Source organism: Simplicispira metamorpha (assembly GCF_004341365.1).
GTDB classification, from domain to species: domain Bacteria; phylum Pseudomonadota; class Gammaproteobacteria; order Burkholderiales; family Burkholderiaceae_C; genus Simplicispira; species Simplicispira metamorpha.
In genome coordinates this window covers 103,663-123,175 of the sequence record NZ_SLXH01000006.1, presented here as the reverse complement: position 1 = coordinate 123,175, position 19,513 = coordinate 103,663, and the positions used below count along the sequence as shown (strand labels likewise).

Genomic DNA, 19,513 nt, shown 5'->3' with positions numbered 1-19,513 from the left:
CACTGCGCTATCAGGACTTGGCGAAAACGTTGCCCAGGGCGAACACCGAATTGGGCGCGTTCACACGGATGGGCTTGACCACCGGCGTGGTGGAAATGGCGCGGCGCACTGCCGGTTTTTCTTCAATCTGCACACCCTTGGCCAACTGGTCTTCCACCAGTTTTTGCAGCGTGACGGCATCCAGAAACTCGACCATGCGTTGGTTCAGCGAAGCCCACAGGTCGTGCGTCATGCAACGGCCGGTTTCGCCCAGGCAGTTTTCTTTGCCACCGCACTGGGTGGAGTCAATGGGCTCGTCCACCGACACGATGATGTCGGCCACAGTGATGTCGGTGGCCTTGCGTGCCAGCGTGTAGCCGCCGCCGGGGCCCCGGGTGGACTCGACCAGCTCATGGCGGCGCAGTTTGCCAAACAGCTGCTCCAGATACGACAGGGAAATGCGTTGGCGTTGGCTGATGGCTGCCAGCGTGACAGGGCCGTTGTTCTGGCGCAGGGCCAGGTCAATCATGGCAGTGACCGCAAAGCGGCCTTTGGTGGTGAGGCGCATCGCAAGCTCCTTTTTTGGCTTGTTGGTTCAGGAAATACCGCTTGCCGTGGATAACCGCAGCAGTACCGTCTCAGCCCATCACGCTGCCTTGTCGGCGCAGACGTTCATCGCAGGGCATTGGTTGAGTGTTTGACCACAGTATAGCACAATCCCCATTATTTTTGTCGGATAAAGTGACTTTACAGTCACATTTGACGCTGTCAGGTCGCATTCACACACACTGCCGGGGGCTTTCTAGGCGCTGGCCATCGGGTCACTGCCGTGGGCGCCAAAAGCACGCTCTTTCAGCAGCGCCAACTGGTCGCGCAGGCGCGCTGCCTGCTCAAACTCCAGGTTGCGCGCATGCTCCAGCATTTGCTTTTCCAAGCGCTTGATTTCGCGGGCCACCTCTTTCTCTGACATGTCTTCTACCTGGGCGCGCTGCATCGCCTCCTGCTCCATGCGGGCCGCATCTTTGCCCGCTTTTTCGCTGTAAACACCGTCAATCAGGTCTTTTACTTGCTTGACAATGCTGCGCGGCGTAATTCCCAGCTTTTCGTTGTGTGTGATCTGTTTAGCGCGCCGACGTTCCGTCTCGCCGATGGCTTTTTCCATGGACGCCGTGATGCGGTCGGCATACAAAATGGCCTGGCCGCTCAAATTGCGCGCGGCGCGGCCAATGGTCTGGATCAGACTGCGCTCGGAGCGCAAAAAGCCCTCCTTGTCGGCATCCAGAATCGCCACCAGCGACACCTCGGGAATATCCAGCCCCTCGCGCAACAGGTTGATGCCCACCAGCACATCAAACGCGCCCAGGCGCAGGTCACGGATGATTTCCACGCGCTCCACGGTGTCCACATCGCTGTGCAAGTAGCGCACCTTGACACCGTTGTCGCTCAGGTAATCGGTCAATTGCTCGGCCATGCGCTTGGTCAGGGTGGTAATGAGCACGCGCTCCTGGCGCTCTACACGCAGACGAATCTCCTGCAACACATCATCGACCTGCGTGGCCGCCGGGCGCACCTGCACCAGCGGATCGACCAGCCCGGTGGGGCGTACCACCTGCTCCACCACTTTGCTGGCGTGCTGCTTTTCGTAGTCTGCCGGGGTGGCTGAGACGAACACCACCTGGCGCATGCGCTGCTCAAACTCCTCCAGCTTGAGCGGGCGGTTGTCCAGCGCGCTGGGCAACCGAAAGCCATATTCGACCAGCGTGGTCTTGCGCGAACGGTCGCCGTTGTACATGGCACTGAGCTGGCCCATCATCTGGTGGCTTTCATCCAGAAACATCAGCGCATCTTTGGGCAGGTAGTCGGTCAACGTGCTGGGCGGATCGCCCGGCGCCGTGCCCGAGAGGTGGCGCGAGTAGTTCTCGATGCCTTTGCAGTGCCCCACTTCGCTGAGCATTTCCAGATCAAAACGGGTGCGCTGCTCCAGCCGCTGGGCTTCGACCAGCTTGCCATCACCCACCAACTGCTTCAGGCGCTCGGCCAGCTCCAGTTTGATGGCCTCGACCGCCAACAGCACCTGGTCGCGTGGCGTGACGTAGTGGCTGCCCGGGTACACCGTAAAGCGCGCAATGCTCTGGCGCACCCGCCCGGTGAGCGGATCGAACAGCTGCAGGCTCTCGATTTCATCGTCAAACAGCTCGATGCGCAGCGCCAGCTCGGAATGCTCCGCCGGGAACACGTCGATGGTGTCGCCGCGCACACGGAAGTTGCCGCGCGCAAAGTCCATGTCGTTGCGCTGGTATTGCATGCACACCAACTGGGCGATGGCATCGCGCTGGCCGATGCGGTCGCCCACGCGCAGCGTCATGATCATGCGGTGGTAGCTCTCGGGGTTGCCGATACCGTAAATGGCCGACACCGTGGCCACAATCACCACATCGCGCCGCTCCAGAATGCTTTTGGTGCAAGACAGCCGCATTTGCTCGATGTGCTCGTTGATGGCGCTGTCTTTCTCGATGAACAGGTCGCGCTGCGGCACATAGGCTTCGGGCTGGTAGTAGTCGTAATAACTGACGAAATACTCCACCGCGTTTTTCGGGAAAAACTCGCGGAACTCGCTGTAGAGCTGGGCCGCCAGTGTCTTGTTGGGCGCAAAAACGATGGCCGGGCGCCCCAGCCGGGCAATGACGTTGGCCATGGTGAAGGTCTTGCCCGAGCCGGTCACGCCCAACAGGGTCTGGAACACCTCGCCATCGCGCACGCCCTCTACCAGTTGGTCGATGGCAGTGGGCTGATCGCCCGCAGGCGGGTAAGGCTGGTACAGCGCAAAGGGCGAATCGGGGAAATGGACAAACTGCCCGACAGCGGGCACAGCGGTAATTTCTGACATGGCAAAGGTGCGGCAGCGCAGACCCGGCGCCGCTAAAATTGGGGGGAGCCCAAAAGCCTAACAGCTGCGGCTGCAATGCTCCACCCTCCCCCCTTTCTTCACCCCTCCAAGGACTCACATGTCTCTGTTCACCGCCGTCGAAATGGCGCCCCGCGACCCCATCCTGGGCCTCAATGAGCAATTCAACGCCGACACCAACCCCAACAAGGTCAACCTGGGCGTGGGCGTGTATTTCGACGACAACGGCAAGCTGCCGCTGCTGGAATGCGTGCAAAAAGCCGAAGCCGCCCTGATGGCCAAGCCCACCGCCCGGGGCTACCTGCCCATCGACGGCATCGTGGCCTACGACAACGCCGTCAAGGCGCTGGTGTTTGGCGAAGGCAGCGAGCCCGTCACCTCGGGCCGCGTGGCCACGGTGCAAGCCATTGGCGGCACGGGCGGCCTGAAAATCGGTGCCGACTTTTTGAAGAAAATCAGCCCCGATGCCAAGGTGCTGATCTCCGACCCCAGCTGGGAGAACCACCGCGCCCTGTTCACCAACGCCGGTTTTGTGGTCGATACCTACGCCTACTACGACGCTGAAAAACGCGGCGTCAACTTCGACGGCATGCTCGCCAGCCTGAATGCGGCTGCGCCCGGCACCATCATCGTGCTGCACGCCTGCTGCCATAACCCCACCGGCTACGACATCACCCCCGCGCAGTGGGACCAGGTGGTGGAAGTGGTCAAGGCCAAGGGCCTGACCGCTTTCCTCGATATGGCTTACCAGGGCTTTGGCCACGGCATTGCCGAAGACGGCGCCGTGATCCAGAAGTTTGTGGCCGCTGGCCTGAGCTTTTTTGTCTCCACCAGCTTCTCCAAGAGCTTCAGCCTGTACGGCGAGCGCGTGGGCGGCCTGAGCGTGCTGTGCGAGAACAAGGAAGAAGCCGCGCGCGTGCTCTCCCAGCTCAAAATCGTCATCCGCACCAACTACAGCAACCCACCCACCCACGGCGGTGCGGTGGTGGCTGCCGTGCTGGGCAATGCCGAGCTGCGCGCCCTGTGGGAAAAAGAACTGGGCGACATGCGCGTGCGCATCAAGGCCATGCGCCAAAAGCTGGTCGATGGCCTGAAAGCCGCTGGCGTGCAGCAAGACATGTCGTTCATGACGCAGCAAATCGGCATGTTCAGCTACTCGGGCCTGTCCAAAGACCAGATGGTGCGCCTGCGCAATGAGTTTGGCGTGTACGGCACCGACACGGGCCGCATCTGCGTGGCCGCGCTCAACAGCAAGAACATCGACTACGTGTGCCAGGCCATCGCCAAGGTGGTGTAAGCACCGGGTAAACCCCTGATACAGAAACCGCCTTAGGGCGGTTTTTTTATGGTAATTTTGGCCTCTAGCGCCCGTCTGGCGTGCGCTTGCAGCTATCAAAAAAATAGTAAATCAACCCCTGCCACCGCCCCCACCGATGACCACTGCCCTGCCCCAACCCCTGCGCAACCTCCGCATCCTCAGCCTGGCGCTGAACCTGCCCGGCCCGGCGGCTCTGGTGCGCTGCGCGCGCATGGGCGCCCTGTGCACCAAGCTGGAGCCACCCGCGCCCGCAGGCCAGCCCAGCGCCGACCCCATGGCCAGCTACAGCGCCGTCGCCTATGCCGCCATGCACGAGGGCGTGCGCGTGCTGCACGCCCACCTCAAAACCCCTGAGGGCCAGGCCACGCTGCACCAGGAGCTGGCCCACACCGATGTGCTGATCACGTCGTTTCGCCCCTCGGCGCTGGACAAACTGGGGCTGGGCTGGGAGGCACTGCGCGCGCGCTATCCGCAGCTGTCGCTGGTGCGCATCGTCGGCAGCGAAGGCGATCGCGCTGAAGAGCCCGGCCACGACCTGACCTACCAAGCTGATGCCGGGCTGGTCAACGGCCTGCACATGCCGCCCAGCCTGTTTGCCGACATGGCAGGCTCGCTGGTGGCCAGCGAGGCCGTGCTGCAAGCGCAACTGGCGCGCCTGCAAGATGGGCATGGCGTGTGCCTGGAGGTGGGACTGGCCGAATCGGCGCAATGGCTAGCGCTGCCCGCCACCTGGGGCCTGATGCAGCCCGACAGCGATGTGGGCGGCGCCCACGCGGGCTACCGCCTCTACCCCTGCGCCGATGGCCGCGTGGCCATGGCCGCGCTGGAGCCGCACTTTGCCGTGCGCCTGTGCCAGGCCGCTGGCCTGCCTGCCTTGGGTGATGCGGGCACCATGCGCGCCGCCGCCACCCACGCGGCCATCGCTGCCTTTGTGGCACCACAAACCCGCGCCCAGCTCGATGCACTGGCGCTGGCGCACGACATTCCGCTGCACACCCTGGCCTGACCGCACTCCAGAAGCGCCTCCAGACCACCGCTGGCAGCCGCGCGCAGACCCAACAAGCGCCAACCGCCAGCGGGGGCAGCACCCCGCGCCCCCAAACCGCTACAGCAGCACGATGTCGAACTGCTCTTGTCCCATGGCCGCCTCGGCCTGCAACGAGATGGGCTTGCCAATGAAATCGGACAACCCCGCCAGGTGCGGGCTTTCCTCGTCCAGCAGCAGCTCCACCACCTGGGGTGCGGCCACCACGCGGAACTCGCGCGGATGGAACTGGCGTGCTTCGCGCAGGATTTCGCGCAGGATGTCGTAGGCCACGCTGCGCGCGGTTTTCAGGGCACCGCGGCCCTGGCAGGCGGCACAGGGCTCGCACAGCATGTGGGCCAATGATTCACGCGTGCGCTTGCGCGTCATCTCCAGCAGCCCCAGCGGCGAGAACCCACCCGCCGTGGTCTTGACGCGGTCACGCGCCAGGTGTTTTCTGAACTCGGCCAGCACCGCATCCTGGTGTGCGGCCTGCACCATGTCGATGAAGTCCACGATCACGATGCCGCCCAGGTTGCGCAGGCGCAGTTGGCGCGCAATCGCGCCCGCCGCCTCCAGGTTGGTCTTGAAAATGGTTTCGTCAAAATTGCGTGCGCCGACAAAGCCGCCCGTGTTCACGTCAATGGTGGTCAGCGCCTCGGTCTGGTCGATGATGAGGTAGCCGCCCGATTTCAAATCCACCCGCCGGCCCAGCGCGCGGGCGATTTCCTCGTCGATGGCATACAGGTCAAAAATGGGCCGCTCGCCCTTGTAGTGCTGCAACTTGGCCGCCGCTGCGGGCATGAACTCCTGGCCAAAAGCGCGCAGGCGCTGGAACTGCTCCATCGAATCGAGGCGGATGCTCTGGGTGTGGTCGCCCACCAGATCGCGCAGGACGCGCTGCAACAAATCCAGGTCTTGCAACAGCAGTGACATGGGCGGCAGGCGCAGCGCGGCCTCTTTGGTGCGGGCCCAGGTCTTGCGCAGGTAGGCAATGTCTTCGGCCAGCTCGGCGTCGGAGGAGTCTTCGCCGTTGGTGCGCAAAATAAAGCCACCGCCCCCGCCCGACTCTTTGCTGCCCACCAGCGCCTGCAAGCGCGCACGCAGTGCATCGCGCTCGGCGGACGGGATTTTCTGCGACACGCCCACATGGTCGTCCTGTGGCAAAAACACCAACAGCCGCCCGGCCAGGCTGATCTGCGTGGACAAGCGCGCGCCTTTGGTGCCAATCGGGTCTTTGATGACCTGCACCATGATGGCCTGGCCCTCGAACACCTGTTTTTCGATGGGCACCAGGGGCTCGCCTTTGCGCGCGAACATGGGCGCCTCGCCGCCCTCCTGGCGCTGCCAGACATCGGCCACGTGCAAAAACGCGGCGCGCTCCAGGCCAATGTCGATAAAGGCCGATTGCATGCCCGGCAGCACGCGCACCACCTTGCCCAGATAGACGTTGCCCACCAGGCCGCGCTCCAGCGTGCGCTCGACGTGCAGCTCTTGCACGGCGCCGTTTTCCACCACGGCCACGCGCGTTTCCTGGGGCGACCAGTTGATCAGAATGTCTTGTTGCATAGGGAGGGAGCCGTAGGGTTAGAGGGCAAAACCGGCCGTGCGCAGCAGCTCGGCAGTTTCGTACAAAGGCAGGCCCATGATGCCCGAATAGCTGCCGCTGATGTGGCGCACATGCGCACCCGCGTGGCCCTGGATACCGTAGGCGCCGGCCTTGCCCAGGGGCTCGCCAGTGGCCACGTAGGCGTCAATCTGCGCCGCACCCATCGCCGCAAAAGTGACGCGCGATACCGACAGCGCGCTCAGGCGCTGCTCGCCCACCTGCAAGGCCAGCGCCGTGAGCACGCGGTGGCTGTGGCCCGAGAGTTCAGCCAGCATGCGCGCGGCGTCCATCGCATCCAATGGCTTGCCGTAGATGGTGCGGCCCCGGGCCACGGTGGTGTCGGCGCACAGGATGGGCGCGGCGGCCAGGCCCCGGCGCGCATGGCGGGCCACGGCGGCATCGAGCTTGAGGCGGGTCACGCGCTGCACATAGGCCGTGGGCGATTCGCCGGGCAGCACGGCCTCCAGGGCTTCGGCGTCCTCGGCGTGCGCTCCGTCGGCATCGGGCAAGAGCAATTCATGGCGAATGCCGATTTGCGCCAGCAACTGGCTGCGGCGCGGGCTTTGGGAGGCAAGGTAAACGAACGCAGGCATGGTGGCGCTCCAAAAATTGAGGGTCAAAAACGACTCTGGCGCTTGTGCAGCAAGCGCCAGTAGCTATTAAATCAGGAGTAAATCGGCATGCAACACAGCCGCCAATGGCCCTACTCGCGGTGGTAGGGGTGGCCCGCGTTGACCGACCAGGCGCGGTAGAGCTGCTCGATGAGCAGCACGCGCACCATGGCGTGCGGCAGGGTCAAATCCGACAGGCGGATGCGCTCATGCGCGCTTTGGCGAAACGCAGGCTCCAGCCCGTCCGGCCCGCCAATGACCAGCGCCACATCGTCACCGCCCAGCTGCCAGCCCTGGAGGCGTTCGGCCAGCGCCTTGGTGGTCAGGCTGGTGCCGCGCTCGTCCAGCACCACCACGCGGGTGCCACGCGGGATGGCCGCCTCGATGCGTTCGCGCTCGGCGGCGTACAGCGTCTCCAGGGTTTTGGAGCCGCGCGGCTCGGTCTTGACGGCCTTGAGCTCGACCTTGAGCTCGGGCGGAAAGCGCTTGGCGTAGTCGTCGTAGGCGGTTTGCGCCCAATCGGGAACGCGCTGGCCCACGGCCACAATCAGCAAACGCATGGTTCCAACCCTTCAAACGTCAGGCTTTGGGTTTGCGCGGCGCTGCGCTCTTGCGCGCGGCGGTCTTGGCGGGTGCGTCTGCGGCGGGCGCATTGACCGCAGCTTTGGCAGCGGACTTGGCAGGCGCTTTGGCGCTGGCACGGGGGGCGGCTTTTTTGGCCGGGGCCTTTTCAGCGCGCGGCTTGACGACCAGGGTCTGGATGGCGGTCTTGGCCGGTGCAGTTTTTGCGGGGGCCTTGGCAGCCGTCTTGGCCGGTGTCTTTACCGCTGTCTTGGTGGCCGTTGTGGCTGCCGTTTTGGCAGGTGCCTTGGCTGCGCTGCTGGCGGCTGCTGTCTTCTTGGCGGGCGCCTTCTTGGCCGGGGCCTTGGTGGCGCTGGTCACTGCGGCACCAGCGCTCTTGCGGGCGGCGGGCTTTTTGGCCACAGGAGCGGCCTCTTGCGTGGCAGCGTCGCTGCGCTTGCGGGCCGCTGCGGTGGCTTTGGCCGATTTGGCGGGCACGGCGGCGGCTTCGGCCTCGGCCTTGGCCGCGCGGCGCGCAGCGGTCTTGGCAGGCACTTTGGCAGCCGGGGCCGCCGCAGGCTTGGGCGCACCCAGCTTGAGGCGCACGGGCGTATCGCCCCACAGCTCTTCCAGGCGGTAGTACTGGCGGATGGTGGGCTGCATCACATGCACCACGGCAGCGCCGCAGTCCACGATGATCCATTCGCCGTTTTCTTCGCCTTCGGTGCGCGGTTTGGGGAAACCGGCTTCGCGCACGGCATCGCGCACGCTGGCGGCCAATGCCTTGGTTTGGCGGTTGGACGTGCCCGAGGCCACGATCACGCGCTCAAACAACGGCGACAGGTGCTCGGTATTGAAAACCTGGATGTCTTGCGCCTTGACATCTTCCAGGCCGTCAACGATGGCGCGCTGGAGTTTGGTGACGTCTTTTTTGGCGGCGGATTCCGATTGGGAGGTGGTGGTCATCAGACTGTGGTGTGGGAGGTGAGTGGAAAGCAATGGGAGCCAATATAGCGCGCAACGCCGGGCACCAACTGCCCCGGCGTGTATCACGCGGTGTCGCTGGCAGTCGCTGCTTTTCGGTACGGTGGGCTGGTGTCCACGGAAACCGGGGTTTCCATAGAGATGTTTTAAGGTGCTAACGCACAGGACACGTGCGCCTACAGCTATTGAAATTATAGCTTTTGGCAACAGACTGGCTCTCTGGGCGGGGCGTTGTGGCCATCGCAATGGGCGTCGATACCGCGACTGCCCTCACCCTTCAATCCGGTCACGGCCATGGGTTTTGGCTTGCAGCAAAGCGGCATCGGCGCGGTTGAGGGTGTCAGAAAAGCGCTCGCCCAAGCGGTAAACACTCAAGCCCACGCTGGCAGAAATGCCGATGTCCAGAAATTCGAGGTGAATGGCCTTGATGCTCTGAGAAACCCGCTGCGCAATCTGCCGGGCAAAATCCAGCGGCGTTTCCGGCATCAGGATCAAAAACTCTTCACCGCCCCAGCGGCCGCACACATCGTATTCCCGCAGCGCACCGGCAATGGCCTGCGCAATGGCACACAGGGCGGTGTCGCCTGCTTCGTGGCCGAAACGGTCGTTGATGGCCTTGAACCGATCCACATCCAGAATGCCCAGCGTGTAAGGGGATTCTTTGCGGTTGGCGCGCTCGGTTTCCTGCGTCAGGCGCTCCATCAAAAAGCGGCGGTTGCCCAAGCCAGTCAAGGGATCGTGCAGCGAGGCCTGCTTGAGGGTTTCACTCAACTCGCGCAGGCTGTTTTGGTAGCGGTCAGAGATGCGGGCCAATTTTTCCAGGCGGTGCAATTGGCGGTCGTACTGGTGCTCCAGGCTCTCTTGTTGGCGCCGCGAGATGTACTGGTAGCCATCAGAGATGCGGATCAGGCGGCGCAGTTGCGCCTGGTGCACCTGGTTGCAGCCCAGCAAATGCGCCAAGGGCTCGCGCAGCGGATTGCCCTGGTGCGCCGGGTCAGCCAGCAGCGCCTGGACTTGAACGATCAGCTCATCCTCATCGTGGGCCAGGCGCGGGCGTTCAAGCATCTGCGGCAATCTGGAACGGGAAACTGCAATCCTCCCGAAACTCGTCGGCCAAATTCACCACGCGCTCATTGCGGGGGTCGTAATACCAATCCACGCAGACCTTGCCACCTTGTTTGTGTGCATCTTCAAGCAGATCAAAGATGTCCATCATGGCCTTGACTGAGCTGGTGTTCATGTACACCAGCCGCAGCTCCAGGCGCAGCAAAGGAGCTGGAGGGGCATTCAGAAAGCGTTCCAGCCAGTCAATGATGGGGCCAAAAAATTCAAAGGAGTTCTCAGGGTACGAGTCACCCTGCATGCGCAGCAAGCCCAGCGCCCAGTCGCCGGTAACGCTGGGGGTAGATTGGCTTCCCGCAATAGAGATGTTGTTCTTATCGCTCATGGTCGATTCATCAAGAGGTTTTTTGGATCACGGCGCGCACGCTGAAAAAACAGCGGCCGTTATCCAGCTCGGTCAGGGTGGCGCTCAGGGGTTGCACTGATTTGCGGGCAATATCAATCAGGCCCAGGCCAGCACCGCTGGCAGCCAATTCACTGCGCGGCTGGCGCAGCTGGGTTTTATAAGCGGCCTTGAGTTCTGCTTTGTCCATGCTGGCCAGGGCGTGGATGCGGGCCATGAGGACTTCGCCATCGGCCTTTTCCACCAGGTTGCCCGATTGCACCACGTAATGCTGGTCATCGTCACGCGCCACCACCACCGTGGCCGAGCTGTCGATGTCATCGTATTGGTGGGCAACGGCATAGTGGCGGATGTTTTGCGTCATCTCGATGTAAACGCTGAACACATCCATGGCCGCGTTGGGCTGGGCTTGGTCGGCCTGGAGGTAGTTTTTCAGCGCGTTGCCGATTTCCTCAATCAGACTGCGCGAAATCGGGCCATTGAAGCACAGCAGGATATTGCTGCGGTTGAAGTGGGCCCGAAGCTCAAATAGGTTGATGTCTTGCATGGAAATCCTGTGGTGGCGGGGCAATTTTCAGGCTATGCGAAAGGATAGCAGCGTGATGTCGTCGCGCTGGGGGTAGTCGCCCCGGTACGCCTCCAGCACCTGGTTGAGTGCGCTGGCCTGCTGCTCCATGGGCAAACGGGCGTGCGCCAGCAGCAGCTGGGCAAAGCGGGTGTCGCCAAAGCCGTAGCCCAGCTCGCCACCAGCCTGGTCGAGAAAACCATCGGTGGTCAGGTAGTAGGTGGCGCCGGGAACGATCTCTACCTGGGTGTCGGTGTAGCTGCCCTGGCGCCGATCGCCCAGTGCCCGGCGCCCTCCCTTGACCTCATGCACCGTCTGGCCGTCGCTCCAGTACAGGCTGATTTTGGCACCGGCGTAATGCAGGGTGCGGGCCTCGCGGTCCACGCAGGCCAGGCCCACGTCCATGTTGGTGGCAATGGCGCGGGGCAACTCGCTGTGTTGCAGCATGGCGCGCATGGTGGTGTCGGTGTGGCTCAGGATGGCAGACGGTGCGCTGATGCCGACGTGCGCCATGGCATGGTCCAGAGCCGAGCGCGCCAGCATGGTCATCAGCGCACCGGGAACGCCATGGCCCGCGCAGTCCACCACGCCCAGCAGATAGCGCTGCCCTTCGGCGCGGAACACATAAAAATCGCCGCCCACCACGTCGCGGGGCCGCCACAGCACAAATTGCTGCGGGCCCAGCAGCTGCGTCAGCTGCTGGCTGGGCAAGGTGGCTTGCTGGATCAGGCTGGCATAGTCGATGGAATCGTTGATTTGCTGGTGTGCCCGCCGCATGTCCCGGTTGGCCTCTTCCAAAGCGAGTGTGCGGGCCTGTACCTTGTGCTCCAGCTCTTCGGTATTGCTGCGAATTTGGCGGGCCATGGTGCCAAAAGCCCGGGTCAGGTCACCCAGCTCGTCCTGACCATCGGGAGGCAAAGAGACGCTGAAATCGCCCTGTGCCATGGCCGACGCCGACTTCTGCAGCTTGCGCACCGGTTGCAGAACCAGTTTTTCCACTGCGTAGCCAAATACCAGCAGCAATACCCCCAGCACCACGGCCACAGCGGCCATCACGGCGCGCAGCCAGCCTTGGTCAATCACCTGGGCCGCCTTCAGATCCACCGCCGTGACGATGTGCCATTGCAGCTCAGGGATGTAAGACACGGCCAGCAGCTGCGCCTTGTCATCCAGCGTGGCTTTGAAGCTGCGTACTTCGCCCGGCTTGGCCACTGCCTGCGCCATGGCCGCCGCCAGCGCATCGCGCTGCGCACCCGCAGGCAACTGCCCGGCCAGGGTTTGCGCCAGATTGGCACGCCCGGCCGCCATATTGATGGCAATCAGCTGGCGGTTGGGGTGGGCCTGGATTTCTCCGGCAGCCGTCAGGATCATGGGGGTGACGCCCGGGTCGCTGGTGGCAATGAAGTCTTTCAGAAAACCCGTCAAATCCAGTCCGGCCCCGGTCACGCCGATCTTGCGATCGCCACTGCGAACAATGACGTTGAACCAGACCTTGGTGGTTTGCAACTGGACGTTGTCGTCCACGTTGATGTTGTAGTGGCTCCCAGTTTGGCTCAGGGTGCCGGCAAACCATGCGTCTTTTTTCTGGGTCAAATCCAGCGTATAGCGGGGCCCATCACTGAACGGCTTGGTGTTGTCATTGAAATAAAAGTACCGACTGCCGACGCTGGCCAAAAAATAAGCGTGGTCGCGAAAGTCTTTGCGGTAGCCCTCGGCCTCTTCAAAAAACAGCGCTCTTTTGGCGGCATTGCCTTCGTCCAGCAACCATTGCCGCGTCACGACCGAATCGGCCAGGCGCAAAGACAGTGCCAGTTCGCGCGCCACCGGGGCCAGAATGCTTTGCCGCTTGAGCTGGGTGTAGTTGCGCGCGTAGTTCTCGCCAAAGTAATTGCGCACGCCATCGAGTACCTGCCAGCCAATCAAAACCGCTGGCAGCAGGGCCAGCAGACACGCCAGCGCCAAGGCCAACATCGACTTGGCCCGAAGGCCCCCCATCCAGGAGGTGGCTGTCTGTTTCACGTTGTGTATCCCGGGTGAAGCCTGGTGCTGTGCGTGGCGGCCCATGCTGAAGCAGATGCTCCGGCACAGGCCAGGCACTTCAGAGCCAGTCGCGGCGCTGTAGGTAGTGCTGCGTCAGGGCGGCCTCAGGCGAACCAGGCTCAGGAACGCGCTGGTACGACCAACTGGCCAGCGGCGGCATGGACAGCAAAATCGACTCGGTGCGCCCGCCCGACTGCAGGCCAAAGTGCGTTCCCCGGTCCCAGACCAGATTGAACTCCACATAACGACCGCGCCGGTAAAGCTGAAATTCGCGCTCGCGCTCACCATAGGCCATGTGCTGGCGTCGCTCCACGATGGGCAGGTAGGCATCTAAAAAAGCATCGCCGACCGACTGCGTCATGGCCAGGCTGCGTTCAAAACCCAGCTCGGAAAAGTCGTCATAAAACACGCCGCCTACGCCGCGTTGTTCGTTGCGGTGCTTCAAAAAGAAATATTCATCGCACCACTGCTTGAAGCGTGGGTACTTGTCCTCGCCAAAGGGAGCCAGCGCACCGTGGCAGGTGCGGTGAAAGTGCACCGCGTCTTCCTCGAAGCCGTAGTAGGGCGTCAAGTCCATGCCGCCGCCAAACCAGCACACGGGTGCCTGGCCGGGGTGGCCTGCGGCAATCATGCGCACATTCATGTGAACGGTAGGCACGTAAGGGTTGCGCGGGTGAAACACCAGCGACACGCCCATGGCCTCAAAGGGCGCACCTGCCAGCTCGGGCCGGTGCTGGGTGGCCGAGGGCGGCAGTTGCGGCCCGCGCACGTGCGAGAAGCCACAGCCCGCGCGCTCAAAAACACGCCCGCCTTCGATGATTTGCGTGATGCCATCGCCTTGCAGCAACTCGCCCGCAGGCTTGTGCCAGGGATCAACCACCGCGCGGGCACCCTCTGGCCCCTCTATGGCTTCGAGCGCGCCGATGATGCGTGCCTGCAAGCCCACCAGATACTGGCGCACCTGCGCGACGGTGCTCTCGGTATTGAAGGCCGGGGTCATGGATTTTTGATGGCGCGGTAGCCAATGTCGCGGCGGTACTGGGCGCCATCAAAGTGGATGCCGCGTGCCACGTCGTAGGCACGTTGCTGCGCCAAGCGCACACTGTCAGCCAGCACCGTGACGCAGAGCACGCGGCCACCACTGGTACGCACCACACCGTCTTCGAGCACGGTGCCTGCATGGAACACCATGGCATCGTCGGCCTCGGGAGGCAAGCCGGTGATGGCGTCGCCCTTGCGCGGGTCTTCGGGGTAGCCGTGCGCAGCCATGACCACGCCCAGCGCCGGGCGCCGGTCCCATTGCAAATCGACCTGATCGAGCTTGCCGTCAATGGCGGCACCCAGCAGATCCAGCAAATCGCTTTTCAGGCGCATCATGATCGGCTGGGTTTCGGGATCACCCATGCGGCAATTGAATTCGAGCGTCTTGGGGCGACCCTGGGCGTCGATCATCAGACCTGCGTACAAAAAGCCGGTGAACGGAATGCCGTCTTTTTCCATACCACGGATGGTGGGCAGGATGATTTCGCGCATGGCGCGGGCATGCACGTCGGCAGTGACCACCGGCGCGGGCGAATACGCGCCCATGCCGCCGGTGTTGGGGCCTTCATCGCCGTCTTTCAGGCGCTTGTGGTCTTGGCTGGTGGCCAGGGCGGCCACATTCTTGCCGTCGCACAGCACGATGAAGCTGGCTTCTTCGCCTTCAAGGAACTCCTCAATGACAACACGGGCTCCGCCCTCGTTGTGTGTCACGCCGTACTTGTTGTCCACCAGCATGAAGTCCACGGCGTCGTGCGCTTCTTGCAGGCTCATGGCCACCACCACGCCCTTGCCTGCGGCCAGGCCGTCGGCCTTGATAACGATGGGCGCGCCCAGGCGATCGACAAAAGCGTGGGCCAGGGTCGGATCGGTGAAGGTGTCGTAATCCGCCGTGGGAATACCGTGGCGGCGCATGAATGCCTTGGAGAAGGCTTTGGAGCTTTCCAGCTGCGCTGCCGCCTTGGTAGGGCCAAAAATACGCAGACCGTGGGCACGGAACTCATCGACCACACCAGCGGCCAGTGGCGCTTCGGGGCCGACCACGGTGAGACCGATTTTTTCTTTTTGCGCCCACTCGCGCAGGGCCACCACGTTGGTGATGGGCAGGTTTTCAAACTTGGGGTTCAGCGCCGTGCCGCCGTTGCCGGGCGCAACAAAAATGCGCGTGACTTTGGGCGACTGGCTGAGTTTCCAGGCGATGGCGTGTTCGCGGCCACCGCCGCCAATAACTAAAACCTTCATAGTGCAGCGTTGTGGAAGACTTCTTGTACGTCGTCCAGATCCTCTAGTACATCAAGCAGTTTTTGCATACGCACAGCGTCTTCCCCAGTAAGTTCGATGGTGACATCGGGGCGCATGGTGACATCGGCGGCGTCGGGCGTGAAGCCAGCGGCTTCCAGGGCGTTTTTCACGGCCTCGAAGTCAGTGGCGGCGGTCAGCACCTCCAAGGCGCCGTCGTCATCGGTGATGACATCTTCGGCGCCCGCTTCGAGCGCTACCTCCATGATCTTGTCCTCATTGGCGCCTGGGGCAAAAATGATCTGGCCCACGTTCTTGAACTGGAAAGCCACCGAGCCCTCGGTGCCCATGTTGCCGCCGTGCTTGCTGAAAGCATGGCGCACCTCGGCCACGGTGCGCACACGGTTGTCGGTCATGGTGTCCACGATGATGGCGGCGCCACCGATGCCGTAGCCCTCGTAGCGGATTTCCTCGTAGTTCACGCCCTCGGCATTGCCGGTGGCCTTGTCAATGTTGTATTTGACGCGGTCGGCGGGCATGTTGGCCGCCTTGGCCTTTTCTACCGCCAGGCGCAGGCGCGGGTTGGCGCCCAGGTCACCGCCACCGGCGCGCGCGGCCACGGTGATTTCGCGGATGATGCGCGTCCAGATTTTTCCGCGCTTTTCGTCCTGGCGACCCTTGCGGTGCTGAATGTTCGCCCATTTGCTGTGTCCGGCCATGGGAAGTCCTTTTACTTATCCTGATTTAATCTACGCCTCCGATTCTACTTTTCCGTACCCCCCGCCATGGCCGACTCCCTGCTGATTGCCAAGAACCCTTCCACCGAGTGCCACCTGCTGCCCGCACTGGCCAACCGCCATGGTCTGATTACGGGAGCGACTGGCACGGGCAAGACCGTCACGCTACAGACGCTGGCCGAGAGTTTTTCGCGCATTGGCGTGCCCGTATTCATGGCCGACGTGAAGGGCGACCTCACCGGCATCAGCCAGGCTGGCCATGTCAGCGACAAGATGGCGCACGCGCTGCACGAACGCGGCATTGCGCTGCCCACGCCGCTGGCCTGCCCCGTCACCCTGTGGGACGTATTTGGCGCACAAGGCCACCCGGTGCGCGCCACCATCTCTGACATGGGCCCGCTCTTGCTGGGACGCATGCTGAACCTGAACGAAACCCAACTGGGCGTGCTCAACCTGGTGTTCAAAATTGCCGACGACAACGGCATGCTGCTGCTGGACCTGAAGGACCTGCGCGCCATGCTCCAGTACGTGGGCGACAACGCCAAAGAGTTCACCACCGGCTACGGCAACGTCAGCGCCGCCAGCGTGGGCGCCATCCAGCGCGGGCTGCTGCAAATCGAGCAGCAAGGCGGCGACCAGTTCTTTGGCGAGCCCATGCTCAACATCCAGGACTTCATGCAGACCGATGCCGCAGGCCACGGCGTGGTCAACATCCTGGCAGCCGACAAGCTCATGAACTCGCCGCGCCTGTACGCCACCTTTTTGCTGTGGATGCTGTCCGAGCTGTTTGAGCAGCTGCCCGAGATTGGCGACCCTGAAAAGCCCAAACTGGTGTTCTTCTTCGACGAGGCCCATCTGCTGTTCAACGAAGCGCCCAAGGTGCTGATCGAGCGCATCGAACTGGTGGTGCGGCTGGTGCGTTCCAAGGGCGTGGGCGTGTATTTCGTCACGCAAAACCCGCTGGATATCCCCGACAGCGTGCTGGCCCAGCTGGGCAACCGCGTGCAGCACGCGCTGCGGGCGTTTACCCCGCGCGACCAGAAAGCCGTCAAGGCCACGGCCACCACCATGCGGCAAAAGCCGGGCCTCGACATCGAAACCGCCATCACCGAGCTGGCCGTGGGCGAGGCGCTGGTGAGCTTTCTGGACGCCAAGGGCCGCCCCGGCGTGACCGAGCGCGTGTATGTGCTGCCCCCTGGCAGCCAGATTGGCCCCATCGATGCCGCCCAACGCCAGGCGCTGCGCGCCAGTTCGCTGGTGGCCGGTGTGTATGAGCAGGTGGTAGACCGCGAATCGGCCTACGAAATCCTGAAAAACCGCTCTGCCAACGCCCCCGAGGGCAACGGCAAAAACGGCACCGCGCCCGGCCAAACGGCCGACGAGGGCCTGATGGGCGGGCTCAAAGACATGCTGTTTGGCAGCACTGGCCCCCGTGGCGGCCAGCGCGATGGCCTGGCCCAGACCATGGCCAAATCGGCCGTGCGCACCATGGGCACCACGCTGGGACGCGAGATTTTGCGCGGCGTACTGGGCAGCCTGCTGGGCGGGCGCCGGCGCTGAAGGCGGCGCCCTGCCCCGCTGCACCGGCGGGGCGCAAGCGCCACGAAAGCTCCTTTTTTGATAGCTTCTGGCGCTTGATTAGCGGGGCCTAGAGGCACTTTTGGCTTTCAAAACACTGCCCCGCATCAAACTGGCTGGTCACGGGTTAAAAAGATTCTATTTTGATAGCTGCTTGCGCTTGACTGGTGCGGTCTGAAGGCACTTTTTACCTTCAATAACCGCCCTGCATCACGCCGGGCCTTGGGCTGGCAGCCCCAGCCTGCGCGCCAACCGCACCAGGTTGGCGCGGTGCAAACCCAGCGTGCGCGCCGCTGCAGCCCAGTTGCCATGGTGCAGTGCCAACGCACTGGCAATGCGCTGGCGCTGGTGTGACTCGGTGGAGCTGCGCAAGTCCTCGGCCACCAGCGCTGCGGCCTGCGCCAGGGCACCGCCGTCTGGCGCCGCTGCGGCAGGCCCCGGCGCGATGCCCCCCGGGCGCGTGGGCAAGTCGAAATGCGCAGCGGTCAAACTGAGGATGCGCGGGCGCGTGGCCAAACCGGCCAGCGCCTTGAGTGCGCTGCGGCCCACCAGGTGCTCCAGCTCGCGCACATTGCCGGGCCAGTCGTGGGCCAGCAGCGCAGCGCGCGCGCTGGCGTCCAGCCGCACACTGCCCAGCCCCAGGCGCGAACGGTTTTGCTCCAGAAAATGCCCGGCCAGCAGCAGCACATCCTGGCCACGCTCGCGCAGCGGTGGCACCACCAGCGGATAGACGCTGAGGCGGTGGTACAAATCCGCCCGAAAGCGCCCGGCCCGCACCTCCTGCGCAAGCTCGCGGTTGGTGGCGGCTATCACCCGCACATCCACCTGGTGCTCGCGGTCAGAGCCCAGGCGCTGCAACTGCCCGCCCTGCAACACGCGCAGCAACTTGGCCTGCACGGCCAGCGGCAACTCGCCCACCTCGTCCAAAAACAGCGTGCCGCCATCGGCCAGCTCAAACTTGCCGCGCCGCTCGGCCACCGCACCCGAGAAGGCGCCGCGCACATGGCCAAACAGCTCGCTCTCGACCAGCGTTTCGGGCAGGGCTGCGCAGTTCAGGCTCACCAGCGGGCGCGCCGCGCGCGGTGATGCTGCATGCAGCGCCTGCGCCACCAGCTCTTTGCCGACGCCGGTTTCGCCCGTGACCAGCACCGTCAGCGCACTGTCGCCCACGCTGGCTATTTCTTGCAGCAACTGCTGGTGCGCGGTGCTCTGTCCCATCAGCACGGGCGGTGCGGCGGTTTGCGCTGCCAGGGCGCGGTAGCTGTCGGCGCGCTGGCGCTCATCCTCGGCGCGCAGCGCCAGCCCCTGCATGCGCTGCACCACACTGACGGTGGCGCCCGCCAGGCTGGCAAAGGCCTGCACATCGGCCAAGTCCACCGCCGACAAGCGCTCTTTGCCCAGCGCATCCAGCGTGAGCAGGCCCCAGGGCTTCTCACCCACTTGCACCACGCAGCCCATGCAGTCGTGTACCTCCAGGTGGCCATGTACGCCTTCCACCAGCCCGTCGTAGGGATCGGGCAGCGGGCTGTCGGCGGCAATGCGCAAGGGGCCACCCGCGGCCAGCAGCAGGCCCAGGCGCGGGTGCTCCTGCACCCGAAAGCGCCGGCCCAGCGTGTCGCGGCTCAGGCCACGGGTGGCCAGCGGCACCAGCACATCGCCCTCCAGCCGCAGCAAGGCCACAGCATCACAGGGCAACAGGGCCTGCATGGCCTGGAGCAGGCGGCGGTAGCGCTCGCCATCGGGCAGCTCGCGCGCCAGATCGTCCAGCAATGGCACCAAGGCTTGCAATATCGGATTGGCAGTCAATGTGATGCTTTCAAGAGTCTTTTTGACTACTTTAACAAAGTATCTTTTTGACTG

Annotated in this window: 17 protein-coding genes; 3 read left to right on the top strand and 14 right to left on the bottom strand. The window is 63.6% G+C overall.

Annotated elements, in window-relative coordinates; genetic code table 11:
- Positions 1-10 precede the first annotated feature (10 nt).
- Together iscR and uvrB are read right to left on the bottom strand one after the other, a co-directional pair.
- Positions 11-547, bottom strand: coding sequence for a Fe-S cluster assembly transcriptional regulator IscR (iscR, locus tag EV674_RS05090; protein WP_119012298.1), 537 nt, complete (start codon positions 545-547; stop codon positions 11-13).
- Between the two features lie 234 nt (positions 548-781).
- Positions 782-2,866 carry an excinuclease ABC subunit UvrB gene (gene uvrB, locus EV674_RS05085; RefSeq protein WP_119012297.1) on the bottom strand — a complete coding sequence of 695 codons (2,085 nt, stop codon included), beginning with the start codon at positions 2,864-2,866 and terminating at the stop codon, positions 782-784.
- A gap of 118 nt (positions 2,867-2,984) precedes the next feature.
- Between uvrB and EV674_RS05080 the strand changes: the two genes are divergently transcribed.
- On the top strand, positions 2,985-4,181 hold the full coding sequence (locus tag EV674_RS05080; protein ID WP_119012296.1) for an amino acid aminotransferase: 1,197 nt from the start codon (positions 2,985-2,987) through the stop codon (positions 4,179-4,181).
- A gap of 136 nt (positions 4,182-4,317) precedes the next feature.
- Positions 4,318-5,208 carry a CoA transferase gene (locus tag EV674_RS05075; RefSeq protein ID WP_119012295.1) on the top strand — a complete coding sequence of 297 codons (891 nt, stop codon included), beginning with the start codon at positions 4,318-4,320 and terminating at the stop codon, positions 5,206-5,208.
- A gap of 99 nt (positions 5,209-5,307) precedes the next feature.
- Here the strand turns inward: EV674_RS05075 and rng are convergent, their stop codons facing one another.
- The 11 genes from rng to EV674_RS05020 all read right to left on the bottom strand — a co-directional run bounded on the left by rng (position 5,308) and on the right by EV674_RS05020 (position 16,057).
- Entirely contained in the window at positions 5,308-6,795 is a 1,488-nt protein-coding gene (gene rng / locus EV674_RS05070; RefSeq protein ID WP_119012294.1) for a ribonuclease G, read from the bottom strand.
- Between the two features lie 18 nt (positions 6,796-6,813).
- Complete coding sequence (locus tag EV674_RS05065) at positions 6,814-7,428, bottom strand: Maf family protein (protein ID WP_119012293.1); 615 nt, start codon at positions 7,426-7,428, stop codon at positions 6,814-6,816.
- Between the two features lie 110 nt (positions 7,429-7,538).
- A complete protein-coding gene (gene rlmH, locus EV674_RS05060) occupies positions 7,539-8,006 on the bottom strand; it encodes a 23S rRNA (pseudouridine(1915)-N(3))-methyltransferase RlmH (protein ID WP_119012292.1) in 468 nt (155 codons plus the stop codon).
- 19 nt (positions 8,007-8,025) lie between these two features.
- On the bottom strand, positions 8,026-8,973 hold the full coding sequence (gene rsfS, locus EV674_RS05055; protein ID WP_119012291.1) for a ribosome silencing factor: 948 nt from the start codon (positions 8,971-8,973) through the stop codon (positions 8,026-8,028).
- Positions 8,974-9,261: 288 nt separating this feature from the next.
- Entirely contained in the window at positions 9,262-10,056 is a 795-nt protein-coding gene (gene siaD / locus EV674_RS05050) for a biofilm regulation diguanylate cyclase SiaD (protein WP_119012290.1), read from the bottom strand.
- A complete protein-coding gene (gene siaC / locus EV674_RS05045; protein WP_119012289.1) occupies positions 10,049-10,438 on the bottom strand; it encodes a biofilm regulation phosphoprotein SiaC in 390 nt (129 codons plus the stop codon). Before siaC ends, siaD begins: the two co-directional genes overlap by 8 nt.
- A gap of 10 nt (positions 10,439-10,448) precedes the next feature.
- Positions 10,449-11,003 (bottom strand): biofilm regulation protein kinase SiaB, encoded by a 555-nt coding sequence (gene siaB, locus EV674_RS05040; RefSeq protein WP_119012288.1) that lies wholly within the window; start codon positions 11,001-11,003, stop codon positions 10,449-10,451.
- A 27-nt stretch (positions 11,004-11,030) separates the two neighbouring features.
- On the bottom strand, positions 11,031-13,040 hold the full coding sequence (gene siaA / locus EV674_RS05035; protein WP_306418961.1) for a biofilm regulation protein phosphatase SiaA: 2,010 nt from the start codon (positions 13,038-13,040) through the stop codon (positions 11,031-11,033).
- Between the two features lie 79 nt (positions 13,041-13,119).
- Positions 13,120-14,061, bottom strand: coding sequence for an oxygen-dependent coproporphyrinogen oxidase (gene hemF, locus EV674_RS05030; RefSeq protein WP_119012287.1), 942 nt, complete (start codon positions 14,059-14,061; stop codon positions 13,120-13,122).
- The gene (gene purD, locus EV674_RS05025; protein WP_119012286.1) at positions 14,058-15,341 is read right to left on the bottom strand and encodes a phosphoribosylamine--glycine ligase; all 1,284 of its coding nucleotides are present in this window, start codon (positions 15,339-15,341) and stop codon (positions 14,058-14,060) included. Before purD ends, hemF begins: the two co-directional genes overlap by 4 nt.
- Positions 15,338-16,057 carry a YebC/PmpR family DNA-binding transcriptional regulator gene (locus tag EV674_RS05020; protein ID WP_119012285.1) on the bottom strand — a complete coding sequence of 240 codons (720 nt, stop codon included), beginning with the start codon at positions 16,055-16,057 and terminating at the stop codon, positions 15,338-15,340. Before EV674_RS05020 ends, purD begins: the two co-directional genes overlap by 4 nt.
- 66 nt (positions 16,058-16,123) lie before the next feature.
- Here EV674_RS05020 and EV674_RS05015 point away from each other — a divergent pair, with 66 nt between their 5' ends.
- Positions 16,124-17,635, top strand: coding sequence for a helicase HerA-like C-terminal domain-containing protein (locus tag EV674_RS05015; protein WP_119012284.1), 1,512 nt, complete (start codon positions 16,124-16,126; stop codon positions 17,633-17,635).
- Between the two features lie 228 nt (positions 17,636-17,863).
- On the opposite strand, the gene norR is transcribed toward EV674_RS05015, so the two are convergent.
- Positions 17,864-19,459 (bottom strand): nitric oxide reductase transcriptional regulator NorR, encoded by a 1,596-nt coding sequence (gene norR / locus EV674_RS05010; RefSeq protein WP_119012283.1) that lies wholly within the window; start codon positions 19,457-19,459, stop codon positions 17,864-17,866.
- Positions 19,460-19,513: the final 54 nt, after the last annotated feature.

Bases quoted from the DNA above. Each gene is read 5' to 3' on its own strand.
- iscR (WP_119012298.1), bottom strand. From the start codon at position 547: ATGCGCCTCACCACCAAAGGCCGCTTTGCGGTCACTGCCATGATTGAC.
- uvrB (WP_119012297.1), bottom strand. From the start codon at position 2,866: ATGTCAGAAATTACCGCTGTGCCCGCTGTCGGGCAGTTTGTCCATTTC.
- EV674_RS05080 (WP_119012296.1), top strand. From the start codon at position 2,985: ATGTCTCTGTTCACCGCCGTCGAAATGGCGCCCCGCGACCCCATCCTG.
- EV674_RS05075 (WP_119012295.1), top strand. From the start codon at position 4,318: ATGACCACTGCCCTGCCCCAACCCCTGCGCAACCTCCGCATCCTCAGC.
- rng (WP_119012294.1), bottom strand. From the start codon at position 6,795: ATGCAACAAGACATTCTGATCAACTGGTCGCCCCAGGAAACGCGCGTG.
- EV674_RS05065 (WP_119012293.1), bottom strand. From the start codon at position 7,428: ATGCCTGCGTTCGTTTACCTTGCCTCCCAAAGCCCGCGCCGCAGCCAG.
- rlmH (WP_119012292.1), bottom strand. From the start codon at position 8,006: ATGCGTTTGCTGATTGTGGCCGTGGGCCAGCGCGTTCCCGATTGGGCG.
- rsfS (WP_119012291.1), bottom strand. From the start codon at position 8,973: ATGACCACCACCTCCCAATCGGAATCCGCCGCCAAAAAAGACGTCACC.
- siaD (WP_119012290.1), bottom strand. From the start codon at position 10,056: ATGCTTGAACGCCCGCGCCTGGCCCACGATGAGGATGAGCTGATCGTT.
- siaC (WP_119012289.1), bottom strand. From the start codon at position 10,438: ATGAGCGATAAGAACAACATCTCTATTGCGGGAAGCCAATCTACCCCC.
- siaB (WP_119012288.1), bottom strand. From the start codon at position 11,003: ATGCAAGACATCAACCTATTTGAGCTTCGGGCCCACTTCAACCGCAGC.
- hemF (WP_119012287.1), bottom strand. From the start codon at position 14,061: ATGACCCCGGCCTTCAATACCGAGAGCACCGTCGCGCAGGTGCGCCAG.
- purD (WP_119012286.1), bottom strand. From the start codon at position 15,341: ATGAAGGTTTTAGTTATTGGCGGCGGTGGCCGCGAACACGCCATCGCC.
- EV674_RS05020 (WP_119012285.1), bottom strand. From the start codon at position 16,057: ATGGCCGGACACAGCAAATGGGCGAACATTCAGCACCGCAAGGGTCGC.
- EV674_RS05015 (WP_119012284.1), top strand. From the start codon at position 16,124: ATGGCCGACTCCCTGCTGATTGCCAAGAACCCTTCCACCGAGTGCCAC.